This window comes from Cellulosimicrobium sp. ES-005 (assembly GCF_040448685.1).
In the GTDB taxonomy this organism is placed as follows: Bacteria; Actinomycetota; Actinomycetes; order Actinomycetales; family Cellulomonadaceae; genus Cellulosimicrobium; species Cellulosimicrobium cellulans_G.
The window spans coordinates 1,069,469-1,087,949 of record NZ_CP159290.1 but is presented as its reverse complement, the minus strand read 5'-3'; the positions used below and the strand labels follow the sequence as shown (position 1 = coordinate 1,087,949).

Below are 18,481 nucleotides of genomic sequence, written 5' to 3'. Positions count from 1 at the left end.
CCCACCTGGTAGGGGCGTGGTCGGTCAGCGGGCGTCGGGCTCGACGTACGGGATCCGCCCCCTGCTCACGGCCCGGTAGTCGAGCACCGCGGAGCCGACGACGCCGACGAGCAGGACCCCGGCGAAGACCCACCGGTCGTAGAAGTCCATGCCGCGCAGGACCACGAGGATGACGATGAGCACGACCATCTTCGCGAGCCAGCTCCCCATGACGACCGCCGCGGTCGTCGTCGGGCTCGCGTCCACCGTGCGCAGCATCGCCCAGACCGTGGTCGCCGAGAAGAGCAGCGCGACGCCGACGCCCAGGAGCGCGCCCCACACTCCCGGCAGCCCGGCGACGAGCGCACCGATCGCGACGCCGAGGACCGTGAGCGCGCCCAGCAGCACGAGGACGTCCCGCAGCGCGGTCCGGAAGACCGCGCGCACGGCCTGGCCGTGCGGGCCGATCGTCTGCTCGGCGGGCTGCCCGCCGTCCGGCTGGGCGGGATCGGGCTGGCTCGTGGTCATCTCAGGGCTTCCTTCGGCGGTGTCGTGACGGCGGGCGCGGCCGACGGGGCGGCCGGGCTCGGGTCGTCGTCGGAGGTGGTGGTCGTGACGGGCACGGACGACGTCGTGGTCGCGGCGTCGTCGTCCAGGAACCGGCCACGCGTGCGCAGCGGGCCGAGGGTGAGGACCGCGGCGATCAGGACGGCGACGGCGAGGCCCACGGCGACGCCGTGCCAGTGCCACTGCACCAGCGCGACGGCGGCGAAGGCGAACACCGCCGTCCAGACGTAGAGGATGAGCACGGCGCGCCGGTGCGAGTGCCCGATCGCGAGCATCCGGTGGTGCAGGTGCATGCGGTCCGGGTGGAACGGCGACTTCCCCCGCGCGACGCGGCGCACCACCGCCATGCCCATGTCGAGCAGGGGCAGGAGGATCACCGCGAGCGGCAGCAGGATCGGGATGAAGGCCGGTATCTGCTGCGCGCCGGAGAGCGCGTCGGTCTCGATCTTGCCGGTCACGACGATCGCCGCGGCCGACATGACGAGCCCGAGGACCATCGAGCCCGAGTCCCCCATGAAGATGCGCGCGGGATGGAAGTTGTGCGGCAGGAAGCCGACGCAGATGCCGACGAGCGCGGCGATCACGAGCGTCGCGAGGCTCGAGTAGTCGTCGGCGCTCGCCTTCTGCGTGAGCACGTACGAGTAGACGAAGAACGCCGTGCCGCCGATCGCGACGAGCCCCGCGGCGAGGCCGTCCAGGCCGTCGACGAAGTTGACCGCGTTCATCGCGACGACCACCACGAGGATCGTCGCGGCGAGCTGGAGGCGCGAGGACCAGATGAGCTGCTGGTCCCCGATCCCGAGGGGCAGCCGGTACAGGACGACGCCCTGCGTGGCCATCAGCCCTGCCGCGAGCACCTGCCCCGCGAGCTTCGTCATCCAGTCGAGGTCCCAGATGTCGTCGGCGATCCCGAGCAGGCAGACGATCGCCGCCCCGCCGACGATCCCCCAGATCCGCGGGTCGGCCACGAGCCGGCCCGCGACCTCGCCGACGAACACGCTCTCGAGGAACGGCATCTGCGACGCGAAGACGACCGCCACCACGAGGCCCAGCAGCATCGCGAGGCCGCCGAGGCGGGGGGTCGGGATCGTGTGGACGTCGCGGTCGCGCACGGCGGTGATCGCACCGGTGCGCAGCGCGACCCAGCGCGCGAAGGGCGTCGTGAGGAACGTCACCACGGCGGCGACGAGCATCACGAGCAGGTAGACCCTCACCCGCCGTTCGCCTCCGGCTCCCCGGCGTCGTCGGCGGTCTGGGCGTCGGCGGGCGGGTCGTCCGGGCCCGCGACGTCCGCGACCTCGCGGAGGCGGTCGAGCGTGACCGCGCCCTGGCGCACGACGCGCAGCGTGTCGGACGTCGCGTCGACGATGGTCGACGCCACCCCGCCGGTCGCCGCGCCGCCGTCGAGGTAGACCGCCACGGCCTCGCCGAGCTGTGCCCGCGCGTCGTCGACGTCGAGGGCCGCGGGACGTCCGGTCGCGTTCGCCGACGACACCGCTAGTGGGCCCGTGCGGCGCAGGAGCGCGAGCGCCGCCGGGTGGTCGGGCATGCGCAGCGCGACGGTCCCGTGCATCTCCCCCAGGTCCCAGGCCAGCGAGGGCTGCGCCCGCAGGATGATGGTGAAGCCTCCGGGCCAGAAGGCCTCGACGAGGCGGCGCGCGGCGTCGGGCACGTCGGTGGCGAGACCGTCGAGCGTGCGCGCGTCGGGCACGAGCACGGGCGGCGGCATGTGCCGGCCGCGGCCCTTGGCCGCGAGGAGCGCGGCGACGGCCTCGGCGTCGAACGCGTCGGCGCCGATGCCGTAGACGGTGTCGGTGGGCAGCACGACGAGGCCACCGCGGGAGATCGCGTTGACCGCCTCGTCGATGCCGGCGCCCCAGGTGTTCGGGTCGGTCACGGGGTGGACGGAGCTCACGGGTCCATCCTTCCACGCTCGGGGGCGGGCTCCGGGTCACCGGCGTGCTCGGGTCCCGAGCGCCGGGCCACGACCATGCGGTCGCGTCCCGTGAGGTCGACGACGGTGCGGACGTCGACGAACGCGCCGGTCGCCGCGACCATGTCCCGCGCGGCGCCGGCCTGGACCTCGGCGTGCTCCATGACGTAGAGGCCGCCGGGACGCAGGAGCCGCGCGGCCGCGGCCGTGATCCCCCGCGGCACCTCGAGACCGTCGGGCCCGAGGCCGTAGAGCGCCACGCCGGGGTCGTGGTCGGCCACCTCGGGGTCGCGCGGGACGGCGCCGGGGGGCACGTACGGCGGGTTGGACACGACGACGTCGACCACGCCGTCGAGACCACCGTCGGCGGCGGGCCCGGCGAGCGCCGTGCGGGCGTCGCCCCGCACCAGGCGCACGACGACGCCGCTCGCCTCCCGCACGGCCGTCACGTTCCGCTCGGCCCAGGCGTGGGCGGCGGCGTCGAGCTCGACCGCGTGCACGTCGGTCCCGGCGACCTCCGTCGCGACGGCGAGCGCGATCGCCGCCGAGCCGGTGCACAGGTCGACCACGGTCGCGCGCCCCGTTCCGGCCACGACCGCGCGGGCCTCGTCGACGGCGACCTGCGCGACCTGCTCGGTCTCCGGCCGCGGGACGAAGACGCCCGGTCCGACGGCCAGCTCGAGGTGCCGGAACGGCGCGGTGCCCACGAGGTGCTGGAGCGGCACGCGCTGCGCGCGCCGGGCGACGAGCTGCGCGAGGGCGGGCGCGACGTCGTCCGGCACGGGCGTGCCGAGGACCGCGCGACGGGCCACCTCGGCGCGGGGCACCGCGAGGGCGTGGGCGAGCAGGAGCTCGGCGTCCGCGCGCGCCGAGGGCACCCCGGCGGCGTCGAGCACCGCCGTCGCCCAGCGCAGCCAGGCGGAGGTGCCGCCGTCCGACGGCGGGGTCGGACCGAGCGGCTCAGGCATCGCCGGCGCTCGCGAGACGCGCCGCCTCGTCGGCTTCGACCGCCGAGCGCACGACCGGGTCGAGGTCGCCGTCGAGCACCTGGTCGAGGTTGTACGCCTTGTACCCGGTGCGGTGGTCCGCGATGCGGTTCTCCGGGAAGTTGTAGGTGCGGATGCGCTCGGAGCGGTCGACGGTGCGGACCTGGGAGCGGCGCAGGTCGGCGGCCTCGGCGGCGGCAGCCTCCTGCTGGGCGGCGAGCAGGCGCGCGCGCAGGACGCGCATCGCCTGCTCGCGGTTCTGGAGCTGCGACTTCTCGTTCTGCATCGACACGACGATGCCGGTCGGCAGGTGCGTGATGCGCACGGCGGAGTCGGTGGTGTTGACGGACTGCCCGCCCGGGCCGGACGAGCGGTAGACGTCGATGCGCAGGTCGTTCGGGTCGATCTCGACCTCGCCCGCGTCCTCGACCTCGGGGAAGACGAGCACCCCGGCCGCCGACGTGTGGATCCGTCCCTGCGACTCGGTCACGGGGACGCGCTGGACCCGGTGCACGCCGCCCTCGTACTTGAGGTTCGCCCAGACGCCGTCCGCGGGGTCGGACGGCGTGCTGCGCGCCTTGACCGCCACCTGGACGTCCTTGAAGCCGCCGAGGTCGGAGTCGGTCGACTCGAGGACCTCCGTCTTCCAGCCGCGTCGCTCCGCGTACCGCAGGTACATGCGCAGCAGGTCCCCCGCGAACAACGCCGACTCCTCGCCGCCCTCGCCCGCCTTGATCTCGAGGATGACGTCGCGGCCGTCGTCCGGGTCGCGCGGGACGAGCACGCGGCGCAGGCGCTCGCGCGCCTCCTCCTCGGCGGCGCGCAGTCCGGGGAGCTCCGCGGCGAACGCCTCCCCGTCCTCCCCGCCGAGGGTCGCGAGCTCCGCGGCGGCCTCGGCGTCGTCGCTCGCCTCGCGCCACGCGCGGTACGCGCCGACGACCTGGTTCAGCTCGGCGTAGCGCCGCCCGAGCGTGCGCGCGCGACCCGCGTCGGCGTGGACGGCGGGGTCGGCGAGCTGGGTCTCGATGTCGGCGTGCTCGGCCAGCAGCGGCTCGACGGCGGCGAACGACTCGGTCACGGACGGCTCCTCGGTGACGGGCGGGTCGCGGTCGTCGGGAGGCGCGACCGCGCGAGGATCGGGAGGATCGCTCGGGCAAAGCAACAGCGCCGGTGGTCCGACCTCGCCGACTGCCCCTGGAGAGGTTGTCGGGATCGGACCACCGGCGCTGCGGTGTCGCTACTTGTCGGCGGCCTTCTTGCCGTAGCGGGCCTCGAAGCGGGCCACACGGCCACCGGTGTCGAGGATCTTCTGCTTGCCCGTGTAGAACGGGTGGCAGGCGCTGCACACGTCGGAGCTGATCTTGCCCGACGCCTCGGTGCTGCGCGTCACGAAGGTGTTCCCACAGGTGCAGGTCACCTCGGTGACGACGTACTCGGGGTGGATACCAGACTTCACGGTTTTCTCCTTGGGGTGACGTCTCCGGGTCAGGTGCGGCGACCGCACCTGTGAACCGGCGACACACGGCCTGACGGACGCAGGCCGACGAACCATTGTGCCAGAACGCGCGGGCGCCCCGAGAACTTCCCGGGGCCGCCCGCCGTCGGCTCCTGCCGACCGACCGTCAGATCGTGCGGCCGACGTTCTCGTCGTCCGCGAGACCGCCGGGCGTCGTCTTCTGGACGTGGAGCAGGAACTCGACGTTCGTCTGGGTCTTCTTGAGCTGGCCGAGCAGCAGCTCGATCGCCTGCTGCTGGTCGAGCGCGCCCATCACGCGGCGGAGCTTGTAGACGATCTTCAGCTCGTCCGGCGACAGGAGGATCTCCTCGCGGCGCGTACCGGACGCGTTGACGTCCACGGCCGGGAAGATCCGCTTGTCGGCGAGGTTGCGGGACAGGCGGAGCTCCATGTTCCCCGTGCCCTTGAACTCCTCGAAGATGACCTCGTCCATCTTGGAGCCCGTCTCCACGAGCGCCGAGGCGAGGATCGTCAGCGAGCCGCCGTTCTCGATGTTGCGGGCCGCGCCGAAGAACCGCTTGGGCGGGTAGAGCGCGGACGCGTCCACACCACCGGACAGGATGCGGCCCGAGGCGGGCGCCGCGAGGTTGTACGCACGCGACAGGCGGGTCAGCGAGTCGAGGAGCACGACGACGTCCTGGCCGAGCTCGACCAGGCGCTTCGCGCGCTCGATCGCGAGCTCGGCGACGATCGTGTGGTCGGACGCGGGGCGGTCGAACGTCGAGGCGATGACCTCGCCCTTCACCGTCCGCTCCATGTCCGTGACCTCTTCGGGCCGCTCGTCCACGAGCACCACCATGAGGTGGACCTCGGGGTTGTTGGCCGTGATCGCGTTCGCGATCTGCTGCATGATGATCGTCTTGCCGGCCTTGGGCGGCGCGACGATGAGGCCGCGCTGACCCTTGCCGATCGGCGCGACGATGTCGATGACGCGCGGCGTCAGGCGCGTGGCCTCGGAGTTCTCGAGGCGCAGGCGCTCCTGCGGGTACAGGGGCGTGAGCTTGGTGAACTCGGGACGCTGGCGCGCCTCCTCGGGCGACATGCCGTTGACCGAGTCCAGGCGGACGAGCGCGTTGAACTTCTGGCGCGCCGTGTTGCCCTGGTTCTCGCCCTCGCGCGGCTGGCGCACCGCGCCGGTGACGGCGTCACCGCGGCGCAGGCCGGCCTTCTTCACCTGGCCGAGCGAGACGTAGACGTCGTTCTGGCCCGGCAGGTACCCGCTCGTGCGCACGAACGCGTAGTTGTCGAGGATGTCGAGGATGCCGGCGACGGGGAGCAGGACGTCGTCCTCGTTGACCTCGATGTCGTCGAGGCCCGCGAGGTCCGGTCCCTGGCGGTTGCGGCCACGCTTGCGGTCGCGCTCGCGGCCGCGGTCACGACCCCGGCGGCGTCGGCCGCCGCGCTCGTCATCCAGCAGCTGGCGGTCGTCCCGCCGGTCGCCCTGACGCTCGCCGCGACCCTGGCCACCGCTCTGCTGCTCACGCTGCGGGGCGCCGCCCTGCTGGTCGCGCTGGCGCTCGCCGCCCTGCTGGTCGCGCTGACGGTCGGCGCGCGTCGCGTCGCCGTCGCCCTCGCCGTTCCGGGGTGCGCCGGCGCCGCGACCCGCACGGCGCGAGCCGCGCTCGCCCGTGACGAGGCCGACCGCCGCGGCGGCGCGCGCGGCGCGCTCGTCGGCGGACTCGTTCGAGGTGTCGCGCGTGCGCACGCCCTGCTCGCCGAGCGCCTCGGCGACCGCGGCGGCGGCCTCCGAGCGGGAGTCACGACGACCGTCGCGACGCTCGCCGCGCTGTTCCGTGCGCTGCTCGTCGGCGCGCACGGGCAGGTCGAGCACGGGGGCGGCCGTCCGCTCCTCGCGGCTCGCGGCCGACGGCGCGTCCTGGCGCGCCGTCGCGGCGCTGTCGGTGGTGGCCGCCGGGCTCGCGGCGGGACGCTCGGCGCGGCGGCTGCGGCCGCGCCCGGAGGCGGCGGGCGCCTCGCTCGTCTCACGGCCCGAGGCGTTCGCCCCGTCCGTGTCGCGCCGCGGCGCGGCGGGGCGCTCGGAGGCGCTCTGCTCGCCGGTGCGGGCGCGGATGACGTCCACAAGATCGCCCTTGCGCATCTTGGACGTGCCCTTGACCCCGAGCTGCGAGGCGAGCGCCTGCAGCTCCGGGAGGCGCAGCGTGGAGAGCGCGCCGGTCCGGGCGGTCCCGCCGGCAGCGGCCGAACCGGTCGCGCTGCTCGTGGCGGTGTCGATGGTGTCTGTCACGAAGGACCCTTCCCCCTCGTTTGCGCCCGCCGCTCAGAGGGCGGGCCGCGGGTGGTCGACGCCCGGCCGTGACGGCCGGTGCGTAGGTGTCGCCACGCGTCAGTGGTACGACGACGTCATCTGACGCGGGGCTGGATTGCCTTCTCTCGGACTGCTCGGTCGCAGCACACCCGGTGGATGAGAGCGCGCTCTGCGGGCGGACGTACTGGTGCGAGAGCGTGACCGAAGGCTGGAATCATCCTAGCACCGGCGCGACCGAGGTCAGAGCCGTTCGGCCACGACGCCCCGCGTGTCGACGTCGAGGCGGCGCACGGCCCAGTCGGCGGTCCCCCCGACGAGGGAGTCCGCGACGCGCGCGACCTCCTCCAGCCCGTCGGCCGCCGAGAGCACGAGGACGGTCGGGCCGGCTCCCGAGACGGTCGCCGCGAGGCCGCGGGCGCGCAACGCCTGGACGAGCTCGAACGACGACGGCATGACGTCCGCCCGGTACGCCTGGTGCAGACGGTCGTCCGTGGCGTCGAGCAGCAGGTCGGGCCGCCGGGTGAGCGCCTCGACGAGGAGCGCGGCGCGCCCGGCGTTGAAGGCGGCGTCGGCGTGCGGCACCTGGGCCGGGAGCACGCCCCGCGCCCGGCTGGTCGCGAGCCGCGCCGAGGGCACGAGCACGGTCGCGCGCAGCTCGGCGTGCACGTCGAGCCGCACCGCGCGGGCGCCCGCCTCAGACCCGGCGTCCCACGCCACGGTGGCACCGCCCAGGAGCGCGGGCGCCGCGTTGTCCGGGTGCCCCTCGATGGCGGTCGCGAGGTCGAGGGCCACGTCGTCGTCGAGCACCGACGGGTCGGCGACGAGCGCCCGCGCGGCCACGATGCCCGCGACGACGGCCGCCGCCGAGGACCCGAGGCCGCGCCCGTGCGGGACGCGGTTCACGCAGGTCAGGTGCAGGCCCGTCTGCGGCGCGCCCGCGACGTCGAGCGCGGCCCGCAGGGCGCGCACCACGAGGTGGGACGCGTCGCCGGGCACCTCCCCCGCGCCCTCTCCCTCGACGTCGACGACCACGTCGTCGCTCGCGAGCGCACGCACCTCGAGCACGTCGTGGAGAGCGAGCGCCAGCCCCAGCGCGTCGAAGCCGGGGCCGAGGTTGGCGCTCGTCGCCGGGACGCGCACCCGCACGTGGTCCGCGCCGAGCTGCATCAGTCGAGCCCGAGGGCGTCGGCGATGGACACGACGTCGGCGCTCACGCGCGTCGGGGTGACCTCGCTCCCGTCGAGCGTGCGCAGCGCCCACTGCGGGTCCTTGAGCCCGTGGCCCGTGACCGTGACGACGATGCGCGCGCCCGCGGGGACGAGCCCGCGCTCGGCGCGCGAGAGGATCCCGGCGACACCGGCCGCCGACGCGGGCTCGACGAACACGCCGACCTCGCTCGACAGGACCCGGTGGGCCGCGAGGATCTGCTCGTCCGTGACGGCCTCGATGACGCCGCCCGACTCGTCGCGCACCGCCTCGGCGAGCTCCCACGACGCGGGGTTGCCGATGCGGATCGCGGTCGCGATCGTCTCCGGCTCGGTGATCGGGTGGCCCGCGACGATCGGCGCGGCGCCCGCGGCCTGGAAGCCCCACATCTGCGGGACGTGCGTGGACACGGCCGGCAGCCCCTCGCCCGCGTGACCCGGCGCGCCCTGGCCCGCGTACTCGCGGAAGCCCTTCCAGTACGCGGTGATGTTCCCCGCGTTGCCGACGGGCAGCGCGTGGATGTCGGGCGCGTCGCCCAGCGCGTCGACGATCTCGAACGCGCCGGTCTTCTGGCCCTCGATCCGGTCGGGGTTCACCGAGTTGACGAGCTCGACCGGGTAGGAGTCGGCGAGCTTGCGCGCGGCGACGAGGCAGTCGTCGAAGTTGCCGTCGACCTGGAGCAGGCGCGCGCCGTGCGCGATCGCCTGGCTCAGCTTGCCCATGGCGATCTTGCCGTCCGGGACGAGCACGGCGCACGTCATCCCGGCGCGCACGGCGTACGCGGCGGCCGACGCCGACGTGTTGCCCGTGGACGCGCACACGACCGCCTGCGCGCCGCGGCCCGCGGCCGCGGAGATCGCCGTCGTCATGCCGCGGTCCTTGAAGGACCCCGTGGGGTTCATGCCCTCGACCTTGACGAAGACCTGCGCGCCGGTGCGCTCCGAGAGCGCCGGGGCCTCGACGAGCGGCGTGCCGCCCTCGCCGAGCGTGACGATCCGCTCGGCGACGTGCGCCGGCAGACGGTCGCGGTACTCGGAGATGATGCCTCTCCACTGGTGGGCCATCAGGCTCCCTCGACTCTCAGGACGGACGTGATCGTGCGGACGGGCTCGAGCTCGGCGACCGCCGCGACGGTCGCGGACAGCGCCGACTCCGGCGCCGCGTGCGTGGTGATGAGGAGCTCGGCGACCCCGGGCTCCGCGACGCCCGCACCGCCCGGTGCCGCGGGCTGGCGGACGGCCTCGATGGAGACGTCGTGCTCGGCGAGCGCGTGCGCGACCTGCGCGAGCACGCCCGGGCGGTCGTCGACGTCGAGGCGCACCTGGTAGCGGGTCACGGCCGCGCTCGCCGGGAGGATCGCGAGCTCGGCGTAGGTGGACTCCTGCGGGCCCTTGCCCCCGAGCACGCGGTGGCGCGCGGCCGAGACCACGTCGCCCAGGACCGCCGACGCCGTGGGCGCGCCGCCGGCGCCCCGCCCGTAGAACATGAGCTCGCCCGCGGACTCCGCCTCGACGAACACCGCGTTGAACGACCCGCGGACGTTCGCGAGGGGGTGCGACGTCGGCACGAGCGCCGGGTGCACGCGCACCGAGACGCCGGCCGACGCGCCCACCGAGGCGCCCTCGCGCCGCTCCGCGATGGCGAGGAGCTTGATGACGTGGCCGGTCTGCGCCGCCCACGCGACGTCGTCGGCGGTGACGGACATGATGCCCTCGCGCGCGACGTCGTCGAGGGAGACGCGGGTGTGGAAGGCGAGGCTCGCGAGGATCGCGGCCTTGGCCGCGGCGTCGTAGCCCTCGACGTCGGCCGTCGGGTCCGCCTCCGCGTAGCCGAGGTCCTGCGCCTCCTTGACGGCCTCCTCGAGGTCCATGCCCGTGGTGGCCATCTGGTCGAGGACGTAGTTCGTGGTCCCGTTGACGATGCCGAGCACGCGGCGCACGCGGTCGCCCGCGAGCGACTCGCGCACCGGGCGCACGATGGGGATCGCGCCCGCGACGGCGGCCTCGAAGTAGATGTCGACGCCGGCCGCGTCGGCGGCCTTGTAGAGCGTCGGCCCGTCCTCGGCGAGCAGCGCCTTGTTCGCCGTGACGACGGCGGCGCCGGCGTCGATCGCGCGCAGCAGGAGCGACCGGGCGGGCTCGATGCCGCCCATGACCTCGACGACGATGTCGGCGCGCGCGACGAGATCCTCCGCGTCCTCGGTCAGGAGCGAGCGGTCGACCGACGCGGCGCGCGGCGCGGCCGCGTTCCGTACCGCGATCCCGACGAGCTCGAGGCGGGCGCCCACGCGCGAGGCGAGGTCGTCCGCCTGCTCCGTCAGCAGCCGCGCGACCTGGGTGCCGACGACGCCGCACCCCAGCAGGGCGACGCGCAGGGGCGGGTGGGACTCGGCGGCAGGGGGCACGACGGACCTTCCTCGGGGACGGGCGGGCGAGCTCCCGGGCCCGGGACCGGTCACGGGTGACCGGTGCCGCGCCGTCGCGCGGGGCGACGGGTCGGGCGTGGGAGCGGCAGCGACAGGATACGTGTCCACCCCTCGCGACGGCGCCGCCCGACCACGTGTCGGACCACCGCGGGAGTCAGGCCTCCGGTTCGCGGCCGCCGCGCTCCGCGAGCGTCTGCGCGCGGCCCTCGGCGCGGGCGCGTTCCAGGGCTTCCTCGAGCTGGTCGGTGGTCAGCGCGGACGGGTCCGGCGCGGCGGCACCCGCCTCCGGGGCGGGGTCCGCCGCCGAGCTCTCCGGGACCGCGCCCGAGGTCGAGGTCGCGGGGCCGGCCGCCCGGCCGCCTCCCGCGGCGGCCCTCGCGGCCCGACGACGACGGAGCGCGGCGACGAGCGCCGGGCCGCGCAGCGCGACGAGCAGCACCAGACTGACGAGCGCGAGAGCGGCCCACGGGACCGCCCAGGTCTGCGCGCCGCCGTCGTCGCTCGCCGTCGCTCCCCCGCCGATCCCGACGGCTGTGGCGGTGACGGCCACCGAGGCGTCGGCGCGGCCCAGGGGTCGCACCCCGGTCACGGCGACCTCGCGCTCGAGCGCCGAGCCGGGGAGCAGCTCCGGCAGCTCACCGTCACCCCCGGTGATGGTCGCCCAGCCGAACGGCCCGGTCACGGTGACGGACTCGGCCGGCACGACGCGCGCGTTCCCCGTGTTGGTCAGGGTGTACCGCACGGTCGCTGACGACGTGCCGAAAGGGTTCGCGACGTCGTGGTGGACCACCTCCACGTCGCTCACCTCGACCGTCGGGGCCAGGGCACCCTCGACGCGCGCGTGCACGCGCAGCGCCAGACGCCGGTCGAGCGCGACGGTGGACGCGGACGCCTGCTGGACGAGGGAGGTGATGACCCCGGCGGAGTGGTCGCCGGGCGAGGCGTCGTCGGGCACGGTGATCGTGAACGGGACGTCGAGGGACTGGCCAGGGTCGACCGTGACCGTGCCGGCCCCCAGGGCGATCCACGACCCGAGGTCCGTGGACGTCTCCCCGGCGGGGAGCAGGTCGAGCTGCCCTGACGTCGTCGTGAACGCGTCGGCGGCATAGGTGCGCAGCTCGAGGCGCTGCGCGGAGTGGTTGGTCAGGACGACGGTGTCGGAGATCGTGTCTCCGCGTCCGACGGCGTAGGAGAAGTTGGGCCGGTCGGTGCCGTGGTCGTTGTCGGCGGGCAGCAGACCCCAGCTCAGGTCGCCCGTGGTGTCCCCCGTGAGGGCGGAGACCACGGGCGCCACGGGCACCGTGGGCACCTCGCCCCCCGCCCGCGCCGCCCCGGCAGGGACGAGCGCGAGCAGGGCGGCGAGCGCACCGACGAGCGCCGCCGCGCCCCGTGCGGGGCGGTGCGTACGGACGGGGGCGGCGGCGTCTCGGTTCATCGGTCCGGTCAGCCCACCGCGGTGAGGGTCAGGATGCCGGTGTAGTCCCCGGCCCCCGTGTCGAGCGGCAGGCGCAGGTCGATCGCGGCCTCGGCCTGGACCGAGCCCTTCGGGTGGCCGGCAGGAGCCGACGCGAGCGTGGAGGACGCCTTGAGGCCCTCGCCCTCGCCCGCGACGACGACGCGGCCGTTGCCCGCGCCCACCGTGTTGTCCCCGGCGAGCGCCGGGCCCCAGCCGAGGTACTTGCCGGAGAACGTCTTGCTGCCCGACGCGAAGTCGCTCACGGACCCGTTGATCGCCCACGCAGGCTGGCCCGCGCGCGTGTCGGTGATCGTCACCTTCGGCAGCACGCCGCTCGCGACGAACGAGCCGTCGCGCACGGTCGCGGTGCCGAGGCTCACGGCCGGGGTGCCGCCCTCGATCGTCCAGACGAACTCGCCCGGCTCCTCGGGCTCCTCGACCTCGGGCACGGTCACGTCGATCGGCACGTCGCCCTCGCCGGGCTCCTCGGGCTCACCCGGACCACCCGGGTCGACGGGGCCGGCGTCGACCGCGTAGGTGACGTCGATCGGCAGGGCCGGCTTGAGGTCCTGCATGCCGCCGCAGCCGGTCGAGTAGAAGTGCGGGCGGACGCTGCCCGGCAGCGTGTTGACGAACTCGGGCGCCCACGAGCCCCACCAGCCCGTCGCGGTGCCCGACGCGACGCAGTTGCGCGTCTGCGGCGAGCTGTCGGCGGGGTCGACCTCGATGCCCTGGAAGTCGGGCGTGATGCGGACCGTGTCGGCGTCGACGACATCGACCGAGCCCGGGGAGAACGTCACGAGGTCGAGGCGTCCGTAGCTCTGCTCGTCGACGGGGTTGCCGGACATGTCGATGCCTGCGCCGAGCGTGAACTCCGCGCTGAACGAGCCGGAGCCGTCCGCCTCGACGACGAGCTGCGGGTTCGCGTAGATCTCGTCGGGAGCGCCGAACTGGGCCGGGTAGGCGTTGACCGTGTAGCTGCCGGACCACGCGAGAGCGAGCTCGTGCGTGTCCGCGTCGTACGTGCCGGAGCCCTCGGTGAACTTGACCGCGTTGGGGGTCTTGCCCGCGTGCTCGGCCGGGAACGACGTGGCCGGGACCGGGTCGACGACGTACTCGGACTGCGTCCCGCCGGAGACGCTCCCGACGAGCTGGGCGGCGTCGCCCGTGAGGTTCTTGTACGACCAGGGGCCGAAGATGCCCTTCTGCGCGTAGCCGTTGAGGCCCCACACGAAGGAGGCCCCCTCGACGGTCTGCTCGGCCGCCTGGGCGGGCGCGGCGACCCAGACCGTGCCGAGGCCGATCGCGGCGACGGCGGCGCCGGCGACCAGCCGGTGCGTGGGTCGCGTCCGATGTCTGTGCGTGTGCATGATGTCCTCTCGTGCCGGCCGTGCCGGCTCCTGTGCTCCGTGAGTGGTGCTCTCGTGAGTGGTGGGTGCGCGCGCTGCCCGCGCGCGCGATGCCGGACGAGCCGGCGCGACCGCCCTGCCGTCGGGTCCGGGTGCCAGCCCGGGTCCGACGGCGGGGCGGACCTCTATCCCCGGAAGGGCAGGACGAGCCAGCCCTTCCGGAACCCGACGACAGTGCCCGCGGAGGCGAGCAGCAGCCCGGTGGTCATGAGCGCGAGCCGTTGCGACGGGTCGCGCAGGGCGTCCGCGAGCTCAGGCACGAGCCCGGTGCGCGTTGCGCCGATCGTGGCGGCGGGGCTCGCGAGGAACGCGACGGGCGCGGCCGTGTCCGTCGGCGGTCCGAGCGACGACGGCGCCCGGGGGACGGACGAGCCGCTCCCGGTCCCCGCGCCGGGCCCGGTGCGGACGCCGGGGGGCGTGAGCACGGGGTTGGACACCGTCCCCACCGGCGGCGTCGCCCCGCCGCCCGGCTCCTGCGGGACGGGCGCGTCGGCGTCGTAGCTCACGTACAGCGGCGCCGCGACCTTCGCCCAGTCGCGCTGGCCGCCCGACGTGTACCAGTACGCGGCCTGCCCGGTCCGCACCTGGAACTGCACGAAGCTCGTGGGGAAGGCCCCCCAGTGGGCGGCGTTGTCGCTCGTCCGTGCCGCCTGCCGCACGGTGAGGCCGGTCGCGGCCGTCGTGACGCCGAGGTAGCGCGGCACGGCGCGGAAGCCGGCGCGGTCGCCCAGCAGGACCTTCTCGAGGTCCGCGAGCACGACCTGCGTCGCGGGCAGCCGCTCCCACCGGGTCATGTCCTCCATGGACGTGCCGAACCCGCCCGCGGTCGCGGTGAGCTCGCCCGTGCCGTCGGCCCGGACGGTGAGCACGGGATCGCTGGCCCACCAGTAGGTCAGGCCGCCGTAGAAGACGGTCGTGAAGGTGCCCTTCCACCGGATCGTCGCGGTCCCGGCCTCGGGGTCCACGGTCCCGACGCCGCCGTCGACGACGACCTGCCCGCCCGTGCTGAGGTTGTTCGCGAGCGACACCTGCTGCCCGTCGGGCGCCTGGCACCGCGTCGCGAAGCTCGCGGTGCGCTCCACGCCGGACGCGTCGGTGCGCACGACGCGGACGTCGCCCTCGCTCGCGCGGTAGAAGCCGTGGGCCTCGGTCCAGACCGTGCCGCCGTGCGTGTCGCCGTCTCTCCCGGGCACGCCCGCCATGAGGAAGTTGCAGCCACCGAAGAACGCGGCGCTGCCCGCCTCGTGGTTGAGGCCCCACCGGAGCTGGGCGTCGGACACGGTGAACGGCCCGCCGGCGGCGTCCAGCGTCGGGACCGTCACCGTCACCGGCAGCCCCGCCGAGTCCGGTCGGCCGTCGTCGTCGATGCCCAGCCCCGTACCGAGGCTCCCACCCGTCGCGGTCGCGGCGGCCGCCCCGGGCCCGACCGTGCCCGCGAGCGCCACCAGCCCGATCCCCGCGAGCGCCGCGACCCGGGCGACCCAGCGCCGCGCGCGCGTCCCGGCGCTCATGCGTGCCGTCCCACGGGCTCACCCTGCGGGACGACCACGGGCGGCAGGCTCTGGGTCGGCGCGTCGTCGCGAGCGTCGACGCGCGGGCCGCCGTGGAAGGCCGGGACCGGTGGTGCCACCGCCCCGCCCCCGGGTCCGACGTCCGCCGTCGCCTCCTGCGCGGCCTCGGCCTCGCCGGACGCTGCCGCGCCCGGGCGCGCCGCGCGGCGCCGCCGACGTGCGGAGACGAACGACGAGACGAGCACGAGGAGCAGGACGAGCGCCGCCACGCCGACGGCGATCTCGGCCGGCGAGTACCCCTGCCCGGCGCTCGCGGCGGCCTCGGCCGCGGCCTCCTCCGCGGCCACCGCGGCGGGGTCCTTGCGGACCGTGATCTCGACCTCGGGCGCGAGGCCCGACCCGGCACCCGTCAGGCGGAGGACGTGCGTCCCGACCCGTAGGTCCGCGGGCAGCTCGAGCAGGCCCGCGACCTCGCCCTGGTTCCCGGCCGTGAGCGGCCCGATGGCGAGCACGCCGTCGTCCAGGACCCCCACGACCTGCTCCCCCGGCTGGAAGCCCTGCGCCACGAAGCTCAGCGCGCGGCCCGCGACGGCGGTCGCCTGGTCGACGCCGATCGTCGCCGTGCCGGCCGCGGCCGCGGGTGCGGGCGGTGGCGTGGCATCGCCGGTCTCGCCCTGCGCCACCGTGCCCTGGTCCGCTGCGCCCGGCGTCGTGCCGGCGGCGGTGCCGCCTCCCGCCTGGGCGTCGGTGAACGCGACCGGCGTGAACGTCTCGTTGTTGGCGTTCGGCACGCCGTGCGCGCCGATCGTGATGACCCCGCACTGCACCTCGCGGCAGTCGACGGTCACGGCGTTCCCGCCGCGGTCGAGCGCCTGGAACGTCGGGCCCGGGACCACGAGCCGCGTCGACCACGTCCCGTCCGCGGCGACCACGCCGCCGTTCGCGGCGTACTCCGTGTCCGAGCCCGGGAAGGCGACGAACTTCTGGAAGCCCTGGTTGTCGGCCTGCTCCGAGTCGGGCACGTACCGGTAGTCCGCGCCGGTGCTGCCGCCGCGGCTCGGTGCCCACGACCCGCCCGCGGGGTCGGACACCCAGCCGAAGAACACGTACACGCCGCCGAACGCCCCCTGGATCGACTGGAACCCGGAGCCGCTGAGCGTGAGCGTCGTCGCGTACGTCGCATCAGCCTCCGCGCGGCCCTGGTCGTTCGTCACGGTCACGCGCGCCGCCGCGTGCGCGGGAGCGGCACCGACGACCGTGCCGACGACGGTCGCGGACGTGGTCACGACGAGGGCGAGCAGCGCGGCGAGCGCGATGCGCGCGACGGGCCGCCGCGGGGCGCGGACGGGAGGGTGTGCTGTCGGGATCGTCGAGGTGGTCATGGGAGGGACGGCTCCGGGGTCGGCAGGGTGGCGGTGCGGGCCGGGAGGACGAGCAGCTCGCCGGTCTCGGGGTGGCGCAGCGTGCGCACGGGATGGCGGTAGACGCGGGTCAGGAGGTCGTCCGTGAGCACCTCGTCGGGCGTCCCCACGCCGGCGACCCGACCGCCGTCGAGCACGACGACGCGGTCCGCCCACGCGGCGGCGAGCGAGAGGTCGTGCAGCACGACCACGACGGCGTCGCCCACCCCGGCACGCTCGCGCGCCTGGGCGAGGACGTACTCCTGGTGGCGGATGTCGAGGGCGGCGGTCGGCTCGTCGAGGAGCAGGAGCCGGGGCTCCTGGGCGAGGACGCGCGCGAACGACGCGCGGGCCTTCTCCCCTCCCGACAGGCTCGGGAACCGGCGCGCGGCGAGGTGCAGGACGTCGGCGGTGACGTGCGCGCGCGCCACGGCCTCGTCGTCGTGCTCCTCGCGCGCCGTGCCCCGCCACGGCGCGCGACCCATGCGGACGACGTCGACGACGCGGAACGGGAAGCTGAGGCGCGTCTCCTGCAGGAGCACCGCCCGACGTCGGGCGAGCTCGGCGACGCCGACCGCGGCGAGGGGCTCGCCCTCCCACGCGACGGTCCCGCTCGTCGGCGCCGTGTCGCCCGCGAGGACGCCCAGCAGGGTCGACTTTCCCGCGCCGTTGGGTCCGACGAGCACGAGCACCTCGCCCGCGAGCGCGTCGAGGTCGACGTCCGCGAGGATCGTCGCGCCCTCGATCCGCACGCCGACGCCCCGGGCGGACAGCACGGGCGGGTTCACGGTCGCGGTCATGCCCAGCCCCCCGCCGTACGGCGCGTGCGGCGCAGGAGCCAGAAGAAGAACGGCCCGCCGACGAGCGCGGTGAGCATGCCGAGCGGCAGGTCCGCGTACGGCACCGCGGTGCGGGCGACCAGGTCGGCGCCGGTGAGCAGCACCGCGCCGCCGAGCGCGCTCGCGGGGACCAGCACGCGGTGCCCCGGCCCCACGACCATGCGCACGAGGTGCGGCACGACGAGCCCGACGAACGCGATGATCCCGCAGAACGCGACCGCCGCGCCCGTGAGCAGCGCGACCGCGACGATGCACACGATCCGCAGCCGCTCGACGTCGACCCCGAGGTGGCGCGCGGCGCGCTCGCCGAGCGAGAGCAGGTCGAGCCGGCGCGCGAGCACGACGGCCACGCCGATCCCGACGAGCACGAGCGGCAGGACGATCGCGACGTACGGCCACCGGGTGCCGTTGAGGCTGCCGAGCTGCCAGAAGACGATCTGCTCGCGCGCCTGCGTGTCGCCGAGGAACGTGAGGAAAGCCAGGCCCGCGCCGCACACGGCGTTGACCGCGACGCCCGTGAGGACGAGCGTGACGACCTCGGTGCGGCCCTGGGACCGCGCGAGCGCGTAGACGAGGAGCGTCGTGAGCAGCCCGCCGACGAACGCGGCGACCGCGATGGTCCACGGGCCGAGCACGGTGATGCCGAAGACGATCGTCGAGCACGCGGCGACGGCGGCCCCCGCCGAGACCCCCACGACCCCCGGCTCGGCGAGCGGGTTGCCGAACACGCCCTGCATGACGGCGCCCGCGGTCGCGAGCGCCGCGCCCACCGTCATCGCCATGACGACACGCGGGAACCGGATGGTCCACAGCGCCGCGTCACCGTTGGGGTGCGAGGGCATCGGCCCGACGTCGAGCCCGAGCCGGTGCAGGACCGATCCGAGCACCTCGAACGGCGGCACGTGGAGCTGCCCGATCCCGGCGGAGACCAGCCCGAGGACGACGAGCAGGAGGGCGAGGGCGACGAAGAGCGCGGTCACGCGCGCGG

The 18,481-nt window shown here is 75.3% G+C and carries 16 protein-coding genes; all 16 read right to left on the bottom strand.

Annotated features, from left to right (window positions below; genetic code table 11):
• Nucleotides 1-24 precede the first annotated feature (24 nt).
• The 16 genes from ABRQ22_RS04695 to ABRQ22_RS04620 all read right to left on the bottom strand — a co-directional run bounded on the left by ABRQ22_RS04695 (nt 25) and on the right by ABRQ22_RS04620 (nt 18,473).
• Nucleotides 25-507, bottom strand: a complete 483-nt coding sequence (locus ABRQ22_RS04695; RefSeq protein ID WP_253053355.1) for a hypothetical protein — start codon at nt 505-507, stop codon at nt 25-27.
• Nucleotides 504-1,760 (bottom strand): MraY family glycosyltransferase, encoded by a 1,257-nt coding sequence (locus ABRQ22_RS04690; RefSeq protein ID WP_253053353.1) that lies wholly within the window; start codon nt 1,758-1,760, stop codon nt 504-506. Before ABRQ22_RS04690 ends, ABRQ22_RS04695 begins: the two co-directional genes overlap by 4 nt.
• Nucleotides 1,757-2,461, bottom strand: a complete 705-nt coding sequence (locus ABRQ22_RS04685; protein WP_353708747.1) for an L-threonylcarbamoyladenylate synthase — start codon at nt 2,459-2,461, stop codon at nt 1,757-1,759. The genes ABRQ22_RS04690 and ABRQ22_RS04685 overlap by 4 nt, the downstream gene beginning before the upstream one ends.
• Nucleotides 2,458-3,447, bottom strand: a complete 990-nt coding sequence (gene prmC, locus ABRQ22_RS04680; RefSeq protein WP_353708746.1) for a peptide chain release factor N(5)-glutamine methyltransferase — start codon at nt 3,445-3,447, stop codon at nt 2,458-2,460. Before prmC ends, ABRQ22_RS04685 begins: the two co-directional genes overlap by 4 nt.
• Nucleotides 3,440-4,543, bottom strand: coding sequence for a peptide chain release factor 1 (gene prfA, locus ABRQ22_RS04675; RefSeq protein ID WP_253053347.1), 1,104 nt, complete (start codon nt 4,541-4,543; stop codon nt 3,440-3,442). Before prfA ends, prmC begins: the two co-directional genes overlap by 8 nt.
• Before the next feature lie 159 nt (nt 4,544-4,702).
• On the bottom strand, nt 4,703-4,921 hold the full coding sequence (gene rpmE / locus ABRQ22_RS04670) for a 50S ribosomal protein L31 (RefSeq protein ID WP_253053345.1): 219 nt from the start codon (nt 4,919-4,921) through the stop codon (nt 4,703-4,705).
• Nucleotides 4,922-5,087: 166 nt separating this feature from the next.
• Nucleotides 5,088-7,226 carry a transcription termination factor Rho gene (gene rho / locus ABRQ22_RS04665; RefSeq protein WP_353708745.1) on the bottom strand — a complete coding sequence of 713 codons (2,139 nt, stop codon included), beginning with the start codon at nt 7,224-7,226 and terminating at the stop codon, nt 5,088-5,090.
• Nucleotides 7,227-7,487: 261 nt separating this feature from the next.
• Nucleotides 7,488-8,414, bottom strand: coding sequence for a homoserine kinase (gene thrB, locus ABRQ22_RS04660; RefSeq protein ID WP_353708744.1), 927 nt, complete (start codon nt 8,412-8,414; stop codon nt 7,488-7,490).
• On the bottom strand, nt 8,414-9,517 hold the full coding sequence (gene thrC / locus ABRQ22_RS04655; protein WP_353708743.1) for a threonine synthase: 1,104 nt from the start codon (nt 9,515-9,517) through the stop codon (nt 8,414-8,416). The genes thrB and thrC overlap by 1 nt, the downstream gene beginning before the upstream one ends.
• The gene (locus ABRQ22_RS04650; RefSeq protein ID WP_253053337.1) at nt 9,517-10,857 is read right to left on the bottom strand and encodes a homoserine dehydrogenase; all 1,341 of its coding nucleotides are present in this window, start codon (nt 10,855-10,857) and stop codon (nt 9,517-9,519) included. The genes thrC and ABRQ22_RS04650 overlap by 1 nt, the downstream gene beginning before the upstream one ends.
• 175 nt (nt 10,858-11,032) lie before the next feature.
• Nucleotides 11,033-12,313 carry a DUF916 domain-containing protein gene (locus ABRQ22_RS04645; RefSeq protein WP_353708742.1) on the bottom strand — a complete coding sequence of 427 codons (1,281 nt, stop codon included), beginning with the start codon at nt 12,311-12,313 and terminating at the stop codon, nt 11,033-11,035.
• A gap of 8 nt (nt 12,314-12,321) precedes the next feature.
• On the bottom strand, nt 12,322-13,704 hold the full coding sequence (locus ABRQ22_RS04640; protein WP_253053333.1) for an HtaA domain-containing protein: 1,383 nt from the start codon (nt 13,702-13,704) through the stop codon (nt 12,322-12,324).
• A 164-nt stretch (nt 13,705-13,868) separates the two neighbouring features.
• Nucleotides 13,869-15,254 carry a hypothetical protein gene (locus ABRQ22_RS04635; protein WP_253053331.1) on the bottom strand — a complete coding sequence of 462 codons (1,386 nt, stop codon included), beginning with the start codon at nt 15,252-15,254 and terminating at the stop codon, nt 13,869-13,871.
• Nucleotides 15,251-16,636, bottom strand: coding sequence for a hypothetical protein (locus ABRQ22_RS04630; protein WP_353708741.1), 1,386 nt, complete (start codon nt 16,634-16,636; stop codon nt 15,251-15,253). Before ABRQ22_RS04630 ends, ABRQ22_RS04635 begins: the two co-directional genes overlap by 4 nt.
• Nucleotides 16,633-17,454 (bottom strand): heme ABC transporter ATP-binding protein, encoded by an 822-nt coding sequence (locus ABRQ22_RS04625; RefSeq protein WP_353708740.1) that lies wholly within the window; start codon nt 17,452-17,454, stop codon nt 16,633-16,635. Before ABRQ22_RS04625 ends, ABRQ22_RS04630 begins: the two co-directional genes overlap by 4 nt.
• Nucleotides 17,451-18,473 (bottom strand): iron ABC transporter permease, encoded by a 1,023-nt coding sequence (locus tag ABRQ22_RS04620; protein WP_253053712.1) that lies wholly within the window; start codon nt 18,471-18,473, stop codon nt 17,451-17,453. Before ABRQ22_RS04620 ends, ABRQ22_RS04625 begins: the two co-directional genes overlap by 4 nt.
• Between the last annotated feature and the right edge of the window lie 8 nt (nt 18,474-18,481).